This window comes from Tsukamurella pseudospumae (assembly GCF_001575195.1).
In the GTDB taxonomy this organism is placed as follows: domain Bacteria; phylum Actinomycetota; class Actinomycetes; order Mycobacteriales; family Mycobacteriaceae; genus Tsukamurella; species Tsukamurella pseudospumae.
On sequence record NZ_LSRF01000012.1, the window covers coordinates 124,217 to 143,331 of the forward strand.

17 protein-coding genes are annotated in these 19,115 nt (G+C 70.6%); 5 read left to right on the forward strand and 12 right to left on the reverse strand.

Translation table 11 applies throughout. The features are described from left to right. Positions 1–1,497, reverse strand: coding sequence for a malate dehydrogenase (quinone) (gene mqo / locus AXK60_RS08470; protein WP_068570668.1), 1,497 nt, complete (start codon positions 1,495–1,497; stop codon positions 1–3). Between the two features lie 174 nt (positions 1,498–1,671). Here mqo and AXK60_RS08475 point away from each other — a divergent pair, with 174 nt between their 5' ends. Both AXK60_RS08475 and AXK60_RS08480 read left to right on the forward strand, forming a co-directional pair. Beyond that, positions 1,672–2,664 carry an alpha/beta hydrolase gene (locus tag AXK60_RS08475; RefSeq protein ID WP_068570612.1) on the forward strand — a complete coding sequence of 331 codons (993 nt, stop codon included), beginning with the start codon at positions 1,672–1,674 and terminating at the stop codon, positions 2,662–2,664. 13 nt (positions 2,665–2,677) lie between these two features. Beyond that, entirely contained in the window at positions 2,678–4,075 is a 1,398-nt protein-coding gene (locus AXK60_RS08480) for a mycothione reductase (protein ID WP_082777913.1), read from the forward strand. Positions 4,076–4,080: 5 nt separating this feature from the next. Here the strand turns inward: AXK60_RS08480 and AXK60_RS08485 are convergent, their stop codons facing one another. From AXK60_RS08485 to AXK60_RS08500, 4 genes are all read right to left on the reverse strand, one after another. After that, positions 4,081–4,914 (reverse strand): alpha/beta fold hydrolase, encoded by an 834-nt coding sequence (locus AXK60_RS08485; RefSeq protein WP_068570614.1) that lies wholly within the window; start codon positions 4,912–4,914, stop codon positions 4,081–4,083. Positions 4,915–4,925: 11 nt separating this feature from the next. Continuing rightward, entirely contained in the window at positions 4,926–6,455 is a 1,530-nt protein-coding gene (locus tag AXK60_RS08490) for a cobyric acid synthase (protein ID WP_068570615.1), read from the reverse strand. Between the two features lie 4 nt (positions 6,456–6,459). Next, positions 6,460–7,329 (reverse strand): type I methionyl aminopeptidase, encoded by an 870-nt coding sequence (gene map, locus AXK60_RS08495; RefSeq protein WP_068570616.1) that lies wholly within the window; start codon positions 7,327–7,329, stop codon positions 6,460–6,462. Between the two features lie 424 nt (positions 7,330–7,753). Beyond that, complete coding sequence (locus AXK60_RS08500) at positions 7,754–9,595, reverse strand: penicillin-binding transpeptidase domain-containing protein (RefSeq protein WP_139057826.1); 1,842 nt, start codon at positions 9,593–9,595, stop codon at positions 7,754–7,756. A gap of 123 nt (positions 9,596–9,718) precedes the next feature. Here AXK60_RS08500 and AXK60_RS08505 point away from each other — a divergent pair, with 123 nt between their 5' ends. Further along, positions 9,719–11,011, forward strand: a complete 1,293-nt coding sequence (locus tag AXK60_RS08505) for a thiolase family protein (RefSeq protein WP_068570617.1) — start codon at positions 9,719–9,721, stop codon at positions 11,009–11,011. Between the two features lie 7 nt (positions 11,012–11,018). On the opposite strand, the gene AXK60_RS08510 is transcribed toward AXK60_RS08505, so the two are convergent. Then, positions 11,019–11,759, reverse strand: coding sequence for an SDR family NAD(P)-dependent oxidoreductase (locus AXK60_RS08510; protein ID WP_068570618.1), 741 nt, complete (start codon positions 11,757–11,759; stop codon positions 11,019–11,021). 74 nt (positions 11,760–11,833) lie between these two features. On the opposite strand from AXK60_RS08510, the gene AXK60_RS08515 reads away from it, so the two are divergent. Then, entirely contained in the window at positions 11,834–12,814 is a 981-nt protein-coding gene (locus AXK60_RS08515) for a hypothetical protein (RefSeq protein ID WP_068570619.1), read from the forward strand. Positions 12,815–12,880: 66 nt separating this feature from the next. Here AXK60_RS08515 and AXK60_RS08520 read toward each other — a convergent pair whose 3' ends face one another. The 6 genes from AXK60_RS08520 to AXK60_RS25440 form a co-directional block, all read right to left on the reverse strand. Then, positions 12,881–13,357, reverse strand: coding sequence for a DUF456 domain-containing protein (locus tag AXK60_RS08520; protein ID WP_139057827.1), 477 nt, complete (start codon positions 13,355–13,357; stop codon positions 12,881–12,883). 6 nt (positions 13,358–13,363) lie between these two features. Further along, the gene (locus tag AXK60_RS08525) at positions 13,364–14,197 is read right to left on the reverse strand and encodes a GNAT family N-acetyltransferase (RefSeq protein ID WP_068570620.1); all 834 of its coding nucleotides are present in this window, start codon (positions 14,195–14,197) and stop codon (positions 13,364–13,366) included. A 74-nt stretch (positions 14,198–14,271) separates the two neighbouring features. Next, positions 14,272–15,420, reverse strand: coding sequence for a flavodoxin-dependent (E)-4-hydroxy-3-methylbut-2-enyl-diphosphate synthase (gene ispG / locus AXK60_RS08530; protein ID WP_068570621.1), 1,149 nt, complete (start codon positions 15,418–15,420; stop codon positions 14,272–14,274). Positions 15,421–15,437: 17 nt separating this feature from the next. Beyond that, the gene (locus AXK60_RS08535; RefSeq protein WP_068570622.1) at positions 15,438–16,673 is read right to left on the reverse strand and encodes a M50 family metallopeptidase; all 1,236 of its coding nucleotides are present in this window, start codon (positions 16,671–16,673) and stop codon (positions 15,438–15,440) included. Between the two features lie 22 nt (positions 16,674–16,695). After that, positions 16,696–17,838, reverse strand: a complete 1,143-nt coding sequence (gene dxr, locus AXK60_RS08540) for a 1-deoxy-D-xylulose-5-phosphate reductoisomerase (protein ID WP_175399963.1) — start codon at positions 17,836–17,838, stop codon at positions 16,696–16,698. Between the two features lie 19 nt (positions 17,839–17,857). Continuing rightward, positions 17,858–18,703, reverse strand: a complete 846-nt coding sequence (locus AXK60_RS25440) for a DUF952 domain-containing protein (protein ID WP_082777909.1) — start codon at positions 18,701–18,703, stop codon at positions 17,858–17,860. 147 nt (positions 18,704–18,850) lie between these two features. Between AXK60_RS25440 and AXK60_RS08550 the strand changes: the two genes are divergently transcribed. Next, positions 18,851–19,114: a DUF2631 domain-containing protein gene (locus AXK60_RS08550; protein ID WP_068570674.1), complete on the forward strand. Its 264-nt coding sequence runs from the start codon at positions 18,851–18,853 to the stop codon at positions 19,112–19,114. The last annotated feature ends 1 nt before the right edge of the window (position 19,115 follow it).

Sequence of the window (19,115 nt, forward strand, 5' to 3'; positions counted from 1 at the left end):
TCAGCCCTGCGCGTCGGCCCCGACGCCCGGGGCCAGCTGCAGCGTGCGGTCGGTCCAGTCCCAGACCTGGGTGAACAGCTGCTTGTTGTCGTTGAGCGTCGTGCCGTACGACGGAATCATCTCCTGCAGCAGCGGCTTCCACGCCTGCATATGCTTGGGGAAGCACTTGCTGAGCACGTCGAGCATCGCCGGAACGGCGGTCGAGGCGCCCGGCGAGGCGCCGAGCAGGCCGGCGATCGACTCGTCGTCGGCGGCGATGACCGCGGTACCGAACTCGAGGTTGCCGCCACCCGGGCCCTTACGGATGACCTGGACACGCTGACCGGCGGTGATGAGCTCCCAGTCCTGGCCCTCGGCGCGGGGCACGAACTCGGAGAGGGTCTTGACGCGGTCCGCCGGCGACTGCATGAGCTCGCCGATGAGGTACTTGGTCAGGCCCATCTCCTTGAGGCCCACGGCCATCATCGGGAGGAGGTTGTTGGGCTTCACCGACAGGGGCAGGTCGGTGTACTGGCCGGCCTTGAGGAACTTCGGCGAGAACCCGGCGTACGGGCCGAACAGCAGCCCCTTGTTGCCCTCGATGACGCGGGTGTCCAAGTGCGGCACCGACATCGGGGGCGCGCCCACGGCCGCCTTGCCGTACACCTTCGCGGCGTGATGGTCGATGAGCTCGGGGTTGCTGCAGCGGAAGAACTGGCCCGAGACGGGGAAGCCGCCGAAACCCTTGGCCTCCTTGATGCCCGACTTCTGCAGCAGCGGCAGCGCACCGCCGCCGGCACCGACGAAGACGAAGCGCGCGTCGACGTAGGACACCTCGTGGGTGCGCAGGTTCTTGATCGTCAGGCGCCAGCCGTCCGTGGTGCGCTTGAGGTTCGTGACCTTGGTCCCGAAGTGGACCGCGCCGCCCTTGCCGACGTAGTTGATCAGCTTCTTGGTCAGCGAGCCGAAATCGACGTCGGTGCCGCCCTCGTACCAGTTCACGGCGACCGGGTCGCCGAAGTTGCGGCCCGCGGCCATGATCGGCAGGCGCTCGCTGAAGGTGGCCGGGTCGGTGAAGAACTCCATGCCCTCGAACAGCGTCTGCCCGGAGAGCGCGTCGTAGCGCTTGCGGAGGTACTCGACGTTGTCGGCGCCGTGCACGAAGCTGGCGTGCGGGATGGGGTTGATGAAGTCCGACGGATCGTCGAGGACGCCGGCGTCGACCGCGTACGACCAGAACTGGCGCGAGACCTGGAACTGCTCGTTGATCGTGATGGCCTTGGAGATGTCGACGGAGCCGTCGGCGGCCTGCGGGGTGTAGTTCAGCTCGCAGAGCGCGGAATGTCCGGTACCCGCGTTGTTCCACGGATCGGACGACTCGGCGGCGGCGGCATCGAGCGCCTCGAACACGGTCACCGACCAGCTGGGCTCCAGCTTGCGGATCAGGGTGCCGAGCGTGGCGCTCATGATTCCCGCTCCGACGAGCGCGACGTCCGTGCTGATCACGTTACGGGCCATCTGGTTGTTCACTCCTCGACGTGGGGCGGGGCCCGCAGCGCGGGTCCCCCTTCTGGGCGAGAACCTTACTCCGGGGCACTGCGACGGCGCGCGGCACACCGTGCAGTCCCACCGGTCGCTGCGACTCACGTCTCCCGCTGACCCGGATCCGGCCGCGCTCACTACAGTGAACCCGTGGCGACCACTGAGCTGACCTACTCCCCCGACATCCTCGGCGACGACTTTCGCGCCCACACCTTCGAGCTGGGCCCGGACCCGGACGGCGAACCGGGCGGCGATGTCGTGGCGACGCTGGTCAAGCACGTCTCGGGCCCGAAGGACCCGCAGCACGCGGTGCTCTGGGTCCACGGGTTCTCGGACTACTTCTTCCAGACCGGGGTCGCGGAGTACTTCGCCGACCGCGGTTACGCGTTCTACGCACTCGACCTGCGCAAGTGCGGACGCTCGCTGCGAGAGGGCCAGTCGGCGCACTACGCGACCGACTTCACGGTCTACGACCGCGAGCTCGACCTCGCGGTCGCGGCCATCGAGCAGGAGCACCCCGGCCTCGGCGTCGTCGTGGCGGCGCACTCCACCGGCGGCCTGATCACCCCCCTGTGGCTGGATCGGCGCCGCAAGGCCGGCCGGACCGCCCCGATCGTGGGCCTCGTCCTCGACAGCCCCTGGTTCGACCTGCAGGGCTCGGTGGTGCTGCGCGAGGTCGCGACGCCGGTGGTCAAGCTCATCGGCAAGGCCGTGGGCACGCGCGTCGTCCCCGTCGAGGCGGTCGGCGTCTACGGCCAGACCGTTCACATCAGCGAGCACGGGGAGTTCGACTTCGACACCCGGATCAAGCCGATCGAGGGATTCCCGGTCCGCTTCGGCTGGCTGCGCGCGGTCCGCGTGGCGCACAGCCTGCTGCACCGCGGGCTGGACATCGGCGTCCCGTCGTTGGTGCTGCGCTCGACGAAGAGCTTCGCCCCGAAGGAGTGGAGCGAGGAGGCCGGCCGGGCCGATGTCGTGCTCGACACCCGGCAGATCGCCAAGTGGTCCGGCGCGCTCGGCGGCCGCCTCTCCGTGGTCCCCGTCGAGGACGCCAAGCACGACGTCTTCCTCTCCGTGCAGCCGGCGCGCGATCGCGCCTACGCCGAGCTCGGCGCCTGGCTCGCCCGGGAGATCGAGGCCTGACATGGACGAGCAGGTGTTCGACCTCGTCATCATCGGGTCGGGAGCCGGAAACACCATCCCCGATCACCGCTTCGACGACCGGACCGTCGCGATCGTCGACAAGGGGACGGCCTACAACGGTGCGTTCGGCGGCACCTGCCTGAACGTGGGCTGCATCCCCACGAAGATGTTCGTGTACCCCGCGGACGTCGCCGAGGAGGCGCGCGAGGCCGGAGCACTGGGCGTCGACGCCGAGGTCACCGGGACCCGCTGGGCGGACATCCGGGACCGCGTCTTCGGGCGGATCGACCGGTACGCGGCCGGGGGCCTGCGGTACCGGGTCGAGAAGTGCCCCAACATCACCGTCTTCCAGCAGGAGGCTCGGTTCCTGCCCTCCTCGCCCGACGGCCTGCACCGTCTGGAACTGGCCGACGGCACCGTGGTGACCGGGCGCGAGGTCGTCATCGCCGCGGGGTCACGGGCGGTCGTCCCGCCCGTGTTCACCGCGGGCACCGCGCCGTTCCACACCAGCGACTCGATCATGCGGCTCGACGCTCTGCCCGGGCACGTCATCATCGTGGGCAGCGGGTACATCGCCGCCGAGTTCGCGCACGTCTTCGCCGGTCTCGGGGCACGGGTCACCGTCGTCGCGCGGGGCCCGCGCCTGCTGCGCTCGCAGGACGAGACGATCTCCGAGCTGTTCACCGAGCTCGTCTCCGAGAAGTGGGACGTGCGGCTGAGCACCGAGGTGACGGCGACGCGCGCCGTCGGGGACGGCGTCGAGGTCGACCTCACGGACGGCTCGACGGTGGCCGGCGACGTCCTGCTCGTCGCGACGGGCCGCACGCCCAACGGCGACACGCTCTCGACCTCGGCCATCGGGATCGAACTCGACGATGCCGGGCGCATCCCCGTCGACGAGCACCAGCGCACGTCCGTGCGCGGCGTGTGGGCGCTCGGCGACGTGAGCACGCGGTTCCCGCTCCGGCACGTCGCCAACCACGAAGCCCGGGTCACCGCGGAGAACCTGCTGTCCGGCTGGGACGCCCCGGCCGCGACCTCGGACCACCGGTTCGTTCCGGGCGCGGTGTTCTCGCACCCGCAGGTCGCGTCGGTCGGACTGAACGAGGCGGTCGCCCGCGCCGAGGGCATCGACGTGGCCGTGGCCGTGCAGAAGTACGCCGACGTCGCCTACGGGTGGGCGATGGGCGACGTCGCGGGCGTCTGCAAGCTCGTCGCGGACCGCTCGACGGGGCTGCTCGTGGGCGCGCACATCGTGGGGCCGCAGGCGTCGACGCTGATCCAGTCGGCGATCACCGCGATGTCCTTCTCGATCCCCGCACTCGAGTTCGCGCGGGGGCAGTACTGGATCCACCCCGCCCTGCCGGAGCTCGTGGAGAACGCGCTGCTGGGGTTGTCGAAGGACGACTAGCCGGATCAGTTCCGGAGCGTGCGCAGCGCGATCTCCGAGGCCAGCGCCGCGGGGGCGCGCAGCGGGAGCCAATGGTCACCGTCGGGCACCTCGGACAGGCGGTAGTCGGCGCGGAGGTAGTGGGCGGTGCCCTTGGCCTGCGCGGCACCGGCGATCGCGTCGCGGTTGCCCCACACCAGCGTCGTCGGGACCTCGATGACCGGGCAGTCCAGCCCCTCCCCGCCGGGCACGAGGTTCGCCCGGTACCAGTTCAGGGCGGCCGTCAGTGCCTGCTCGTCGGCGAGCGCCTCGATGCCGCCGCCCGGCGCGGTGGCCAGCAGGGTGCGCGCGTTGTTGTCGAGCAGCGCCTTCTCCGCGGCGCCGGCCTGCAGGAACAGCTCGAGGTAGCGGGAGCGCTGCCGCTGATCCTGATCGGTGGCCATCGCCGCGCCGAACGCCGACGGATGACCGAAGGAGACGGCGGTCAGGCTCATCGCGCGCAGCGGGTAGGCGGCGGCGAAGTGCCAGGCGACGGTGGCGCCCAGCCCGTGCCCGACGACGTGCGCGTACGGCACCTCGAGCGCGTCGAGGATGCGGGCGGCGTCCTCCGCGAGGTGCTTCATCGTGTACTGATCGGCGCCCAGCGGCCGCGCACCGGGACTGTAGCCGCGCTGGCGCGGCGCGATGGTCCGCAGCCCCGCCTCGTGCAGGCGTTCGCGGACCTGGTCGAAGCACTCCTCGGTCTGCGGGAAGCCGTGCAGCAGCAGAACGGGTACGCCGTGCTCAGACCCCCCGACCGACACGTCGAAGGTCCACGAGCCCGCAGGCACCTGCACCGTCTGCGCTGAATCGATCCCCATGATCGCTAACGCTAGTCACTGATGATCCGAATGGACGGCAGGATCGCCGAAAACGCGCCCTCGGAACGCAGTGGACGCAGGACCGCATCGACATCGCAGTGCTCCTCGATCGCGTCGGCGATCACGTCGAGCTGGGCGAGCCGGGCACCGTCGTAATTCACGGTCGGGCCGAGGTCCCGGTTCCCGAACACGTGGCGCAGGTACTCCCGGCGGAAGCCGTCCGACCCGAAGAGCCCGTGCCAGTGGGTACCCAGCACAGCGCCGTTCAGCGCGCCCTCGGCACCGTCGGGCCCCTGCAGCGCAGGGCTTTCCGCGGTCCGGACGACGGTGCCGTGATGGATCTCGTAGCCCGCCGCGGGCACACCCAGGCCGATCCCCGCGACGTTCCGAACGGTCTTCTCGGACGCGAACTCGACGTCGAGGTCGAGGATGCCGAGCCCCTCGACCCGGGTGCCCGACGGTGCCTCGACCCCGGCGGGGTCGGCGATCGTGCGGCCGAGCATCTGGTAGCCGCCGCAGATACCGACGACCGGCCCGCCGGCGGCGGCCCGGCGGATCAGGGCGTCCGCGAGGCCGGTGTCCCTGAGCCAGGCCAGGTCGCCGACGGTGCTCTTCGTGCCGGGGATGACGACGAGGTCGGCGGCGAGGACGTCGGCGGGGCGGGTGGTCCAGCGGGCCGTCAGGTCCGGCTCGACGGCCAGCGCCTCGACGTCGGTGGTGTTGGAGACGCGGGGCAGGGCGATCGCGGCGACGGTGATCGGGTCCGGGGCGGTCGATCCGCGGCCGACGAGGTCCGTGCCGAGCGCGGCGAGGGAGTCCTCGGCGTCGAGCCGGAGATCGGTGAGGTACGGGAGCACGCCGAGGGTCGGGCGCCTCGTGATCGCCTCGAGCTGCTCGAGGCCGGGCTCGAGGAGAGAGACATCGCCGCGAAACCGGTTGATGAGGAAGCCGTACACGAGGCGCTGGTCCTCCGGCGGCATCACGGCGACGGTGCCCGCGAGGTGCGCGAGCACTCCCCCGCGGTCGATGTCGCCGACGATCAGCGTCGGCAGGTCCGCGGCGCGGGCGAGGCCCATGTTCGCGATGTCGGTGGCGCGCAGGTTGATCTCGGCGGGGCTGCCGGCGCCCTCGCAGAGCACCACGTCGAACTCCTCGCGCAGTGTGTTCAGTGTGGTCGTCACCTCGTCGAGCAGCCACTGCCGGCGGGTGATGTAGTCGCGGGCGCCCACGTCGCCGACGGCGCGGCCGTGCAGGACCAGCTGGCTGCGGCGGTCACTGCCCGGCTTGAGCAGGACGGGGTTGAACCGGGTCGACGGTGCCAGGCCGCACGCGAGGGCCTGGGTCGCCTGGGCCCGGCCGATCTCGCCGCTCGTGCCGTCGGCCTCGACGGTGGCGACGGAGTTGTTGGACATGTTCTGCGCCTTGAACGGCGCGACCCGCACACCCCGCCGGGCGAGCAGACGGCACAGTCCGGCCGTGACGGTGGACTTCCCGGCGTCGGAGGTGGCGCCGGCGATGAGGAGGGCGCCGTGCAGCTCCATCGCGCTAGGCGGCGGAATCGCTCGGCAGGGTGAGGATCTCGGCGCCGTCCTCGGTGACGACCAGGGTGTGCTCGAACTGGGCCGTCCACTTCTTGTCGGTGGTGGCCACGGTCCAGCCGTCGGACCAGACCTCGTAGTCGAGGCCGCCGAGGTTGATCATGGGCTCGATGGTGAAGACCATGCCGGGCTCGAGCACCGTCTCGACGTTCGGCGCGTCGTAGTGCAGCACGACCAGTCCGTTGTGGAAGGTCTCGCCGATGCCGTGGCCGGTGAAGTCGCGGACCACGCTGTAGCCGAAGCGGTTCGCGTAGGACTCGATGACGCGCCCCACCACGTTCAGCTCCCGACCGGGCTTGACGGCCTTGATCGCCCGCATCGTCGCGGTGTGCGTCCGCTCGACCAGCAGGCGATGCTCCTCGGAGACTTCCCCGGCGAGGAAGGTCGCATTGGTGTCGCCGTGCACGCCGTCGATGTACGCGGTGACGTCGATGTTGACGATGTCGCCGTCCTCGATCACGGTCGAGTCCGGGATGCCGTGGCAGATCACCTCGTTGAGGCTGGTGCAGCAGCTCTTGGGGAAGCCGCGGTAGCCCAGCGTCGAGGGGTAGGCGCCGTGGTCGAGCATGTACTCGTGCGCCACCCGGTCCAGGTGATCGGTCGTGACGCCGGGCCGTACCTCAGCACCCGCGGCCTGCAGCGCGTCGGCCGCGATCCGCGAGGCCAGGCGCATCTTCTCGATGGTCTCGGGCGTCTGCACCCACGGCTCGTTCCCCTCGTTCGCCGAGGGCTTGTCGACGTACTCGGGCCGCACGATCTTCGCGGGGACGGCCAGACGGGGCGAGACGGTGCCGGGAACCAGTGCAGCGCGGGTCATCGCACCAGCGTATCGGGCGCCCGACGGTGCGCGGGCACGGGCGGGCGCGGGCAGGTGCGAGGGTTCGCGGCGGCGGCAGGTGTCCACCCTCGCCGCGAAGCTGACCACACCGCCGGCGAGCGACTATGCAACCGTGACCGCCAGTGACAAAGCGGACATCCATGGTGCCCGGCGGAAGTTCCCGCGGGAGCTACTGCCAGATCATCGGGCTGCAACCCGATATCGAGTGAAAACCTCCCGCGGGAGGAAGGTATCGACGTCCTGGGCCGGGAATCGCGGCGCCCTACTGAGCCGTCAGGCCTGCCTCGAGTCCGACGGGCTCGACATGCCGTCCGTTCCGTCACTGGCGGTCAGGATTTCATAGCCGGAAATCCGGAGCGCATACGTCCCGCAGCACCCGCCCCGCGAACCCTCTCCACGGCGCTCAGTTCGGGACGGCGGAGACCGGTGCGTCGAACCGGTCGAAGAACTGCTTCGTCACCGCGACGGCGTTGTCGGAGCTGCCGCCGAGGACGACGAGGGTGGCGAAGGCCAGGTCGCCGCGGTAGCCGACGAACCAGGCGTGAGAACCACCGTCGACCTCCGCCTCACCGGTCTTGCCGAGGACGTCGCCGGCGCCGCGGATGAGCTCGGCGGTGCCCGAGGCGACCACCTCGCGCATCATGGCCCGCACCCCGTCGACGGCCTTCGGATCCAGCGGGGGCCGCTCCCCGTCGACCTTCGTGGGCTTGCCGAGCATCAGCTGCGGGGTCACCGCCCCGCCGTGCGCGACGGAGGCCACCGCGAGGGCCATCGAGAACGGGCTCACCAGGACCTCGCCCTGGCCGAAGCTGTCCTCCACCTGGTTCACCATCGCCTTCGGCAGCGGGTACTGACCGGACGAGACCGGGAGCGCGGCGATCGTGTACTCGGGCCCGATCCCCAACTCGGCGGCGGCGGTATGCAGAGCATCCGGCTTCATCTTCGCGCCGAGGAACGCGAAACTGGTGTTGCACGAGCGGGCGAAGGCGCGCTGCATCGTGACGTCACCGAGGGAGAACTCGTTGTAGTTCGGCACGGATCGCTCGCCGATCGTGATGGTGCCGGGGCACGGGACGATCGTGTCCGGCGTCGCGAGGCCCGTGGAGATCGCCGCGGTGGCCGTGACGATCTTGCCGGTGGAACCCGGCGGGTACTGGCCGGTGGTGGCGAGCGAACCGAACTTGTCGGCCTCGGGGTTCTGCGCGACGGCGAGCACGTTGCCCGTGGACGGCTGGATCACGACCATCATCGCCTGCCTGTCGCGCCGGGTGTCGACCGCGGCCTGCGCCGCCGCCTGGGCGAGCGGCGAGATGCTCACGGTGGCCGCGGACGCCGTCTGCGGCGCCGTCGAGGAGAGGGTCGTCACGCGCGCCCCGGTGTCGGCCTGCGCGATCACCTCCCAGCCGTCCTTGCCCGCGAGGTCGCCCGTGACGTTCTTCTTGATCGACGACATCAGCGCGGGCGCGAAGGTGCGGTCGGTGGGCACCAGGTCGGCCTGCTCGACCAGCGTGACGCCGGGCAGCGCCGTGACGTCCCCGGCGAGCTTGCGCAGGTCGGCCTGGTTCACCGAGGCCACCACGTAGGGCGCGCGCAACGAGGTCGCCTGCTCGGTGATCTGCACCGGGTCCAGACCCGGAACGATCGGCTGCAACGCGCGCACCAACTGCCCCGCGACGTCGAGCACCGTGGTCGGCGCAGGGACCTTCGACGCCTCGAGCCGGATGCGATTGATCACGCCCGGCACGAGCACGGCCCCGCCGGACGCGGAGTTCACCGGCGCCTTGGTCGCGGCGAGCGAGCGCAGCACCATGGTCTGGTTGGCGCCGAGCCGCGGGTGCAGGACGGACGGCGCCCACCGCACCTTCCACTGCCCGTTCTCCTGGATGCTCGTGAGCGATCCGCGGTAGTCCCAGGTGCGGCCGGACCGCCCCGCGTCGGCGGGCAGGTCCCACACGTACTCGTACTCGACCTCGCTGGTGGCGCCGGTGGTGCGCACCTGACCGACCTTGATCTGCACACCCCGGGCCTGCAGGCCGTCGAACGCCGCGCGCAGCGCCGCCTCAGCGGCGTCCGGGGAGGTCGTCAGCGCCGCGGCCCCGTCGAAGTCCTTGTCCGCGAGCGCGGCCCCGAACCGGACCGCGACGGGGCCCGGGCCGTTCGTGTTCGCGGGCGCGCACGCCGAAGGCGCGATCATCGCCACGACGACCACGACGATCACCACCAGACGGGCGCGCAGCTTCTCCACGCCGCAAGGCTACGACGGGGCACCGACACTTCCCGGGTGCCGCGCTGGGCTGTGAAGACTGAGGCGGAAGTGATGGTGTGTGCCCCGCCACACTGCGAACTGACTCATGAGTAAGATCGCCGCATGACCACTCCGTCCAGCCGCCGCGCCGTGATCGTCTCCGGCGCCCGCACTCCGTTCGTCCGCGCCTTCGGCGAGTTCGTCCACCTCGACACCATCGCCCTCGCCGGCGCGGCCGTGCGGGGCCTTCTCGACGCGGTCCCGCAGGCGCGGACCCGGATCGAGGCGATGGTGTGGGGCGGCGTCATCCTCCCCGCCGGCGCCCCGAACATCGCTCGCGAGGTCGCCCTCGATCTGGGACTCGGACACGGCGTCGAAGGCCACACCGTGACCCGCGCCTGCGCGTCGGGCCTGCAGGCGATCACGACGGCTGCCGCGGCGATCGAGCGCGGCGAGTACGACATCATGATCGCGGGCGGCTCCGACTCCGTGTCCAACGCCGCGGTGAACCTGCCCAGCAAGCTCGTCCAAGCCGCGGCGCCACTGGCCCTCGGCAAGCCCTCTCCGCGCGACTACCTCTCCGCCGCCGTCGGTCTGGCGCCGTTCACCGGCCTCCTGCCCAGCCGCCCCAGGATCGAGGAGCGCACCACCGGCGAGGTCATGGGCGAGTCCGCCGACAAGATGGCGAGGATCCACGGGATCACGCGCGCGGCCCAGGACGAGTTCGCCCTCCGCTCGCACCGGCGCGCCGCCGCCGCGATCGCCTCCGGCCGGTTCGACCGCGAGGTCGTCCCGGTAACCACCCCCGACGGCACCGTCGTCCAGCGCGACGGCCTGGTCCGCGCGAACACGAGCCTGGACAAGCTCGCGGCGCTCAAGCCCGCCTTCGACCGCGACGGCACCGTCACGGCGGGCAACGCCAGTCCGCTGACCGACGGTGCCTCCGCCGTGCTGATCATGAGCGAGGACAAGGCCCGCGAGCTCGGGCTGACGCCGCTCGCGGCGGTCCGGTCGTGGAGCTATGTCAGCGTCGACCCGGCAGACGAGGTGCTCATCGGACCCGCGATCTCCATGCCGCGCGCGCTCGACAAGGCGGGCCTGAAGCTCGGCGACGTCGACCTCGTCGACATCCACGAGGCCTTCGCCGCGCAGACCCTGTCCGTGCTCGACGCGCTCGCGAGCCCCACCTGGGCCGCGGAGCGGTTGGACCGCGACGAGCCGGTCGGCGAGATCGACCTCGACCGCCTGAACGTGCACGGCGGGTCCGTCTCCATCGGGCACCCGTTCGGCGCCACCGGCGCCCGCATGGTGACCACGATGGCGAACGAGCTGGCGCTCACCGGCAAGGACACCGCGCTGCTCGGGATCTGCGCGGCCGGCGGCCACGGCGCCAGCGTCGTGCTCGAGCGCGTGTAGCCGGCGCTCAGGTCACCGACAGGCCACCGTCGACGCAGAGGTTCTGGCCGGTCACCCACGCCGAGCCCGGGCCCGCCAGGAACACCGCCGCGGCCGCGAAGTCCGACGGTGCGCCGAGCGTCCCGGTGTGCGCGCGGCGCCGGAAGTACTCGGAACGTTCGGAATCGGCGAGCACGGCGGTGGTCATGGGCGTCGCGACGAGGCCCGGCGTGATCGAGTTCGCCGTCACCCCGCGCGGCGCCCACGCCTCGGACTGCGAGCGGGTGAGGCCCGCGATGCCGGCCTTGGCGACGCCGTAGACGCCGCTGTTGCCGAAGGCGCGGTGCGCCTGCGTCGAGGCCACGTTGATGATCCGCCCCCAGCCGCGCTCCGCCATTCGCGGCCCGTAGTGCTGGCCGAGTTGGAAGGGCGCATCGAGGTTCACGGCGAGGATCTCACGGTAGAGCGCGTCGTCGATATCGGCGAGGGGTGGGCGCGGGTTGCTGCCCGCGCAGTTGACGAGCACGTCGACGGTGCCGCCCTCCCCCAGCCGCGCGTCGACCTGCTCGATGAGTTCCGTTGCGCCACGGGTGAGATCCGCGCTGATCCCGTCCGGGCCGAGCCGAGCCCGGTCGCGTCCGGCGCGCAGGACGCGGGCGCCGGCACCGTCGAGCGCCTCCGCGATCGCCGCCCCGATCCCCGAACTCGCACCGGTGACCAGCGCAGTGCGTCCGGTGAGGTCGAACAATGCCGCCGCGTCGAAGGTCATGGCGACACCCTACGGAACCGAACGGCCGCCCCGCGCGTCCAATAGGTAAGGGGAACAGATCGATCGGGGGAACCATGATCAACGAGGCATCATTCGAGGGCGAGTTCGCGGTGGACCCGCCCCTCACGCTTGAGGAACGCACGGCGATCGCCGCGCAGAACCAACCGGTGCCGGAGCGGGCGAAGGTTCCGCGCGGCGGATGTCACTGGGTGTCCAACCCGGACGGCACGGCGATCGTCTGGGATCGAGATCCCGACTTCGACCGCTCGGCGGAGTGGCTGCGATTCCTCGTTCGCCACTACCTCAAGCCGATGGGTCACGTCCTCAAGGGCAGGGTCGTGGCGCAGGGGCACGACGGATCGCGGTCGGAGATCCGCGCGACGAAGGCCAGCGTCACGACGCAGTTCCTCAACGGGCCGATCGCGGAGGAGTACGCGTTCGTGATCGGGCCGCGCGGGAGGCGCACCGGATACGGGTACGACTCGTACGAGCGCAGCTACGAATCCCAGTACGAGTGTCACGACTGCGGGAGCCGTGATCCGCTGGGCTACAACTACCACAACGGTTTCAGCCGTTCCGACGACCGCGACTACGGCCGCGAGTACGACGCCGCCTTCGATCGCGACCCGGACACCGAATCCAGGTTCAACGGCCGCGGGGACTCGGACCGCGACGAGCAACTCCTGGCCGTCCGGGAGTTCTGCGCGGGCTACGCGGGTGACGTGCACCTCGTCCAGAACATGGAACTGCGCTGGGGGCGGTTGGATACGGAGATCTTCGCCGACGCCGACAGCGGCGTCGTGCTGGAGGTACGCAGAGGCGGGATCATGGTGATCTCCATGCCCATCGCGCCGAACGCACACCGCATCACCGATGCCTTCGACGAGGTACTGGCGTTCGCCAACGCGCTCGCCACCGAACTGCACTGGGTGGTCTGGGATCCTGCGCAGCACCTCGCCGCGCGTCCGGGAACACGGTTCCGTGACCGAGCCATAGCCTTCCTCGAGCATGGTCGGCGGCCCGAGTACCCGTTCCGGTCCCGTCGCTCGGCGTAGGTCGTCGTGTCGGCAGTGGTAGCGCGATCCACGATCCGCAGTCCGATCCGGATTGTGCCGCCCGGCTCAGCTGATCACGGCCGCGAGCCAGATCCCGATCGCACACAGCGCACCGGCCAGTTCGATGAGGATGAGCAGGCCTGCGGCTTTGGTGGCGGCCAGGGCCGCCTTCCACCCTTCACGGGCGTCCCGCAGCCGCACGGCCTCGGCCGCGAACGTGCCGCCGATGAACCCGATCACCAGCCCCACCACCGGGATCACGAAGAACAGCACGATGCCGGCGACACCGCCGACGACCAGGGACCACTTCCCGACGCCCGCCTTGGCCATCGTCCGGCCGCCCACGAGGTACTTCACGCCCCACGCGAGCACCATCACCGCGAGCGCGCCGGCGAAGACCCACCACGCGGACCCGCCGCTGAAGATCGCCCAGATCAGGATTCCGAGCGCGACCAGCGTCGAGCCCGGCAGCACCGGGATCAGGATTCCCAACAGTCCGATCGCCATCAGCACGGCGACGACCACGTACCCCCATGTGTTCACGAGGTACTAGGTAAGCAGAACGGTGGCGAAGGTCGCCACTTGGCGGAAGCCGACGCGCTCGTACGCACGCCGCGCAGCGATGTTGAAGCTGTTGACGTACAGGCTCGGGATCCGTCCGGAACGTCGCACCGATTCCGCGACCGCGGCGGTCCCGGCGCCGCCGAGGCCCTGCCCACGCAGGTCGGGTCGCACCCACACGCCCTGGATCTGCCCGACGGTGCGCGAGACGGCCCCGACCTCGGCCTTGAAGGCGACCTCGGCACCGTCGAACAGGACGTACGCTCGCCCGCCGAGAATGGTGTTGGCGACGCGGCGCCGATAGGCGCGGCCCCCGTCGGCGCCGCGCGGATCGATGCCGACCTCGGCGGTGAACATGGCGATGGACGCGTCGAGGTAGCGATCGATCTCCGCCATCCGCGCCGGCCGCACCCCGGGGTGCGGCGATCGCGCGGGCTCCGTCATCGTCATCAGTGGTTGCTCCGGACGGACCTCCCTGGCGGGACCCCAGGCCGGCTCGAGCTCCTCCCACAGCGGCATCGCGTACTCCGCGCGACCCACGATCGACGCAGCGGTCCGCGCGTTGCGAGCGGCCCGGGCCGCGAAGTACCGCATGTCGTCGAGGTCTCCCCGCAGCGGCATGAGGTTCGCGCCCGAGAAGCACAGCGAGGTGCCCGCGTCGCGGTGCGTCCAGAGCTCCCCGCCGAGACTGCCGGGATCGGTGCCGCACTCCTGGACGCGGCCCGCGACCATGCACGAGGCGACGGGATCGGCGTCGAGGACGGCCGACACCTTCGGCAGATCCCGCGCGGGGACCGGCCGTTCGTGCAGCATCCTCAGCACCGGCAGCTCCTCACACCTCTGGCGCGTCCATTCGTTCGGCTGCGCGCACTCTCACGGCGCCGGGCGGGACGGCCCTACGTCACCGTCACGACCGGCGCACCGGTCTCACTATCCCCCGACTCCTCCGCGATGCGCAGGGCTTCCTCGATGAGCGTCTCGACGATCTTCGACTCGGGGACGGTCTTGATGACCTCGCCCTTGACGAAGATCTGTCCCTTGCCGTTGCCCGACGCGACGCCGAGGTCGGCCTCGCGGGCCTCGCCGGGACCGTTCACGACGCAGCCCATGACGGCGACGCGCAGCGGCACCTCCATGCCCTCGAGGCCGGCGGTGACCTCGTTGGCGAGCTTGTAGACGTCCACCTGGGCGCGCCCGCACGACGGGCAGGAAACGATCTCCAGCTTGCGGGGCCGCAGGTTCAGCGACTGCAGAATCGCGTCGCCCACCTTGATCTCCTCGGCCGGCGGGGCCGACAGGGACACGCGGATGGTGTCACCGATGCCGTCGGACAGCAGCGACCCGAAGGCGACGGCGCTCTTGATCGTGCCCTGGAACGACGGGCCCGCCTCGGTCACGCCGAGGTGCAACGGGTAGTCGCACTGCGCGGCGAGCTGCCGGTACGCCTCGACCATGATCACCGGGTCGTTGTGCTTGACGGAGATCTTGATGTCGCCGAAGCCGTGCTCCTCGAACAGGCTCGCCTCCCACAGCGCGGACTCGACCAGGGCCTCCGGGGTGGCCTTGCCGTACTTCTCCATCAGCCGCTTGTCGAGCGAGCCGGCATTGACGCCGATGCGGATCGGGATGCCCGCGGCGCCGGCCGCCTTCGCGACCTCGCCCACGCGGCCGTCGAACTCCTTGATGTTGCCGGGGTTCACGCGCACCGCGGCGCAGCCCGCATCGATCGCGGCGAAGATGTACTTCGGCTGGAAGTGGATGTCGGCGATGACCGGGATGTTCGCCTTCTTGGCGATGATCGGCAGCGCGTCGGCGTCCTCCTGCCGCGGGCAGGCGACGCGCACCATGTCGCAGCCCGACGCCGTGAGCTCGGCGATCTGCTGCAGCGTGGCGTTCACGTCGTGCGTCTTGGTGGTGCACATGGACTGCACCGAGATGGGGCTGTCGCTACCGACGCCGACTCCGCCCACGTTCAGCTGGCGGGTCTTGCGGCGCGGGGCCAGAACGGGGACCGGGGCTGCCGGCATTCCCAAACCTACGGACATGTGCTGCTTCTCCGGTTTCAGTTGAAGAGCTTGATCGGATTGACGATGTCGGCTGTCAGGACGAGCAGCATGTACCCGCCTGCCAGGGCCAGGACGATGTAGGTCAGCGGCGCGAGCTTCATGTAGTCGACGGGGCCGCCCTTGCGCCCGGTGACCAGGTCGCGGAGCTTCTCGAAGAGGATCACGGCCATGTGGCCCCCGTCGAACGGCGGGACCGGCAGCAGGTTGATCAGGCCGAGCATGAGGTTCAGCCCCGCAAGCAGCAGGAAGAACACGCTCCACATGTCGCGCTCGGCCACCTCGCCGCCGATCATCGAGGCGCCGAGGAGCGACTGCGGGGTGTCGAGGCTGCGCTCCTCGCCCTTGATCGCGTCGATGAGGGCCGGGATCCGCTGCGGCAGTTGCCCGATCGCGACGACGGTCTTCTTCCCGAGGTCCACGGTGAACGCCGCGGTGCCGCCGATCGCGGTGATCGGGTTGTAGTGGTTGACCACGCCGAGCGTGCCGACGCTGATGCCGATCGTGGGCCCGGAGACCTCGGTGAGGTCCTTGCCGTCCGGCGTCGCGCGCCACTTCTTGCTGATCAGGGGGTCGACGGTGACCGTGCGCTCCTGCCCGTCCCGCTCGATCCCGAGCGCGATCGGGCCCGATGCATTCTGGAGCGCGTCGAACACCGAGTCTGCGTCGACGGCCTTGCCGTTCACGGACGTGATGACGTCACCGCGCTGCAACCCCGCCTGCGCCGCGGGGCTCGGGCGGCACTCGCCCACGGGCTTGCTCGGCTGCTCCTTGCTGGGCTTGGTCGTGGCGTCGGCGACGCACCCGGTGGCCGCGACCGCCGCCCGCGGGGTCGTGTTCATCGCCGGCAGGCCGGCGGTGACGGCCACGCCGTAGATGAGCAGCGCGCCCAGGATGAAGTTCATCCCCGGCCCGGCGAACATCACGAACAGGCGCTTCCACGCGGCCTGCTTGTACATCGCCTTCTCCTGCTCGACGGGCGTCTTCAGCTCGTCGAGCAGGGTCATGCCGGCGATGTCGCAGAAGCCGCCCAGCGGCAGGGCCTTGACGCCGTACTCGATGCCGTCGGGCGTGTTCGGCCGGCGCGTCGACCAGAGCGTGGGGCCGAAACCCACGAAGTAGCGCCGAACCTTCATGCCCGTGGCCTGCGCCGCCCACATGTGCCCGCACTCGTGCCACGCGATCGACGCGAGGATGCACAGCGCGAACGCCGCGATACCCAGTGCGTACATCATGACCCCCAGAATACCGGTCGGATCAGACCAGCCCGACCAGCTCGGACGCCCGCCGGCGGGCCCACTCCTCGGCGGCCAACACATCTGCGATGTCGCGCGGCTCGGCCTGCCACTGGGCACCGTCGGACACGACCTGCGCGACCGTGTCGACGATGGCGAGGAAGGACGTGCGGCCGTCGAGGAAGGCCTGCGCGACGACCTCGTTCGCGGCGTTGAACACCGCGGTGAGGCTGCCGCCGCGGGTGCCGGCGTCGCGGGCGACGGAGATCGCGGGGAAGGTCTCGTCGTCGACCGGGGCGAAGGTCCAGGTGTGGGCCTGCGTGAAGTCGCAGGCGGCGGACGCGCCCGGGACCCGGTCCGGCCACCCGAGCGCGAGGGCGATCGGCAGCTTCATCGACGGCGGCGAGGCCTTGGCGATGGTCGCGCCGTCGACGAAGGTGACCATCGAGTGCACCACCGACTGGCGGTGCACCGTGACATCGATCCGGTCGTAGGGCACGCCGAACAACAGATGCGCCTCGATCACTTCGAGCGCCTTGTTGACCAGCGTCGCGGAGTTGAGCGTGATCATCCGCCCCATAGACCACGTGGGGTGCTGCGCGGCCTGTTCCGGCGTCACCTCGGCCAGCTCGGCGCGGGTGCGCCCGAAGAAGGGCCCACCGGAAGCGGTCACGATCAGCCTGTCCACCTCGGCCGCGCTGCCGCCGCGCAGGCACTGCGCGATCGCCGAGTGCTCGGAGTCGACGGGCACGATCTGCCCCTCGGCGGCACGGGCCAGCACCAGCGAGCCGCCCGCGACCAGGGACTCCTTGTTGGCGAGCGCGAGCCGTGCGCCGCTGTCGAGCGCCGCGAGGGTCGGGCCGAGCCCGAGACTCCCGACGACACCGTTGAGCACCACGTCGGCCTCGACCGTCTCGACCAGCCGGGTCATCGCCTCGGGGCCGGCGAGGGCACCGTCGAAGCCCGCGGCGCGGGACGGATCGGCGATGCCGATCCGGGCACCGTCGAGGCCGGTGGCGCGCGCCTGCTGCGCGAGCAGGTCGACGTTGCCGCCGCCCGCGCCGAGCCCGACGACCTCGAACCGGTCCGGGTTCTCCGCGATCACCTCCAACGCCTGAGTGCCGATGGAGCCGGTGCTGCCGAGGATGAGGACGCGGGTGGTCACCACTTCAGACTAGGAGGCGTCAATCGACGAGCGACGCGGGATCCAGCTCGACGGGGAACGGAGCGGCGACGCGCAGTCGCTCGCCGGGTCGCACGACCTGCGTGCGCATGTAATCGAGGCCATCGGGATCGGTGTGGATCGTCACGGTCCCGTCCGCGTCGACGCGCCAGTACGACGGGATCCCCGCCTCGGCGTACTTCGCGGCCTTGAGTGTGCGATCCGTGACACGGGTGGACCGAGACGCAATCTCCACCACGAGCGCGACGTCCTCCGCCTCGCTCCATTCCACGTCCCTCGCGACTCCCGGACGTAGGACTGTGATGTCGGGGATGAGACTGCCGCCCGGCACTCGCACGCCGATGCTGTGCAGGGGCCGGAACGACAACGAGGCCGAGGTGCGCAACACCATCAGCACGTTGGCGCTGACGAGCTGATGCACGTCCGACTGAAGCGGGGTCGCCAGCAGACTCCCGTCCACGATCTCGTAGCGGTGCCCGTCGTCCGGCAACACGTCCAGATCGGACTCACTCCACGAGGTGTCGGGGAACGCGACCACCTGGAGGGCGTTCTCCCCGACCACCGCCGACACCGGAATCGGGCCGTAGACGTGCGGGAACAGCTCCTCCACGCCGGGCGCCGGCGGCTCGTACCGCACGTCGAGCCCCGTCGGGTCGACGGACAGCAGGACGAGGTCCGCGACCGGCACGTCGGCGTAGAACCGCTCCCGCACGCCGCGCCACTGCTCCGCGGTCGAGCAGTGCACGAAACCGACGTCCGCGAGCGACGCTCCACGGGTGGACACGGTGTACTCGCCGACCGCACGGGCGGCGTTCCAGTCGGCGACGAACGCGAGGTGGAAGATCACACCGCCACGCTACCCAGGCGTTTGCGCGCCCCTCGTACGACGCACGGTCGTAGCGGGATAGGATTCTCCCGTATCCCGGGCCCGCGCCCGGTGTGCATCGCGGGTCGCCCCGATGCACAGCTGACGGAAGCGACGAAGGAGAACGCAGTGGCAACCACCGACCTGGAGCGTCAGAGCACTTCGAAGGTCGACGTCGCCGACGTCCCGTCGCGCGATTGGGGCTGGAGCGGCAACGCACCCACCTCCGCGCGGATCGCCGGCGTGCTGTTCGCCGCGCTCCTGCTGTTCATGATGCACGGCAACCACCAGGGCAAGACCGAGGACATCTTCCTCGTCGGCTTCGCCGTGGCGATCCTCGGCACGATCCTCGTCCAGTGGCTGGTCACCCGCCGCCGCAAGTGGAAGTACTGAG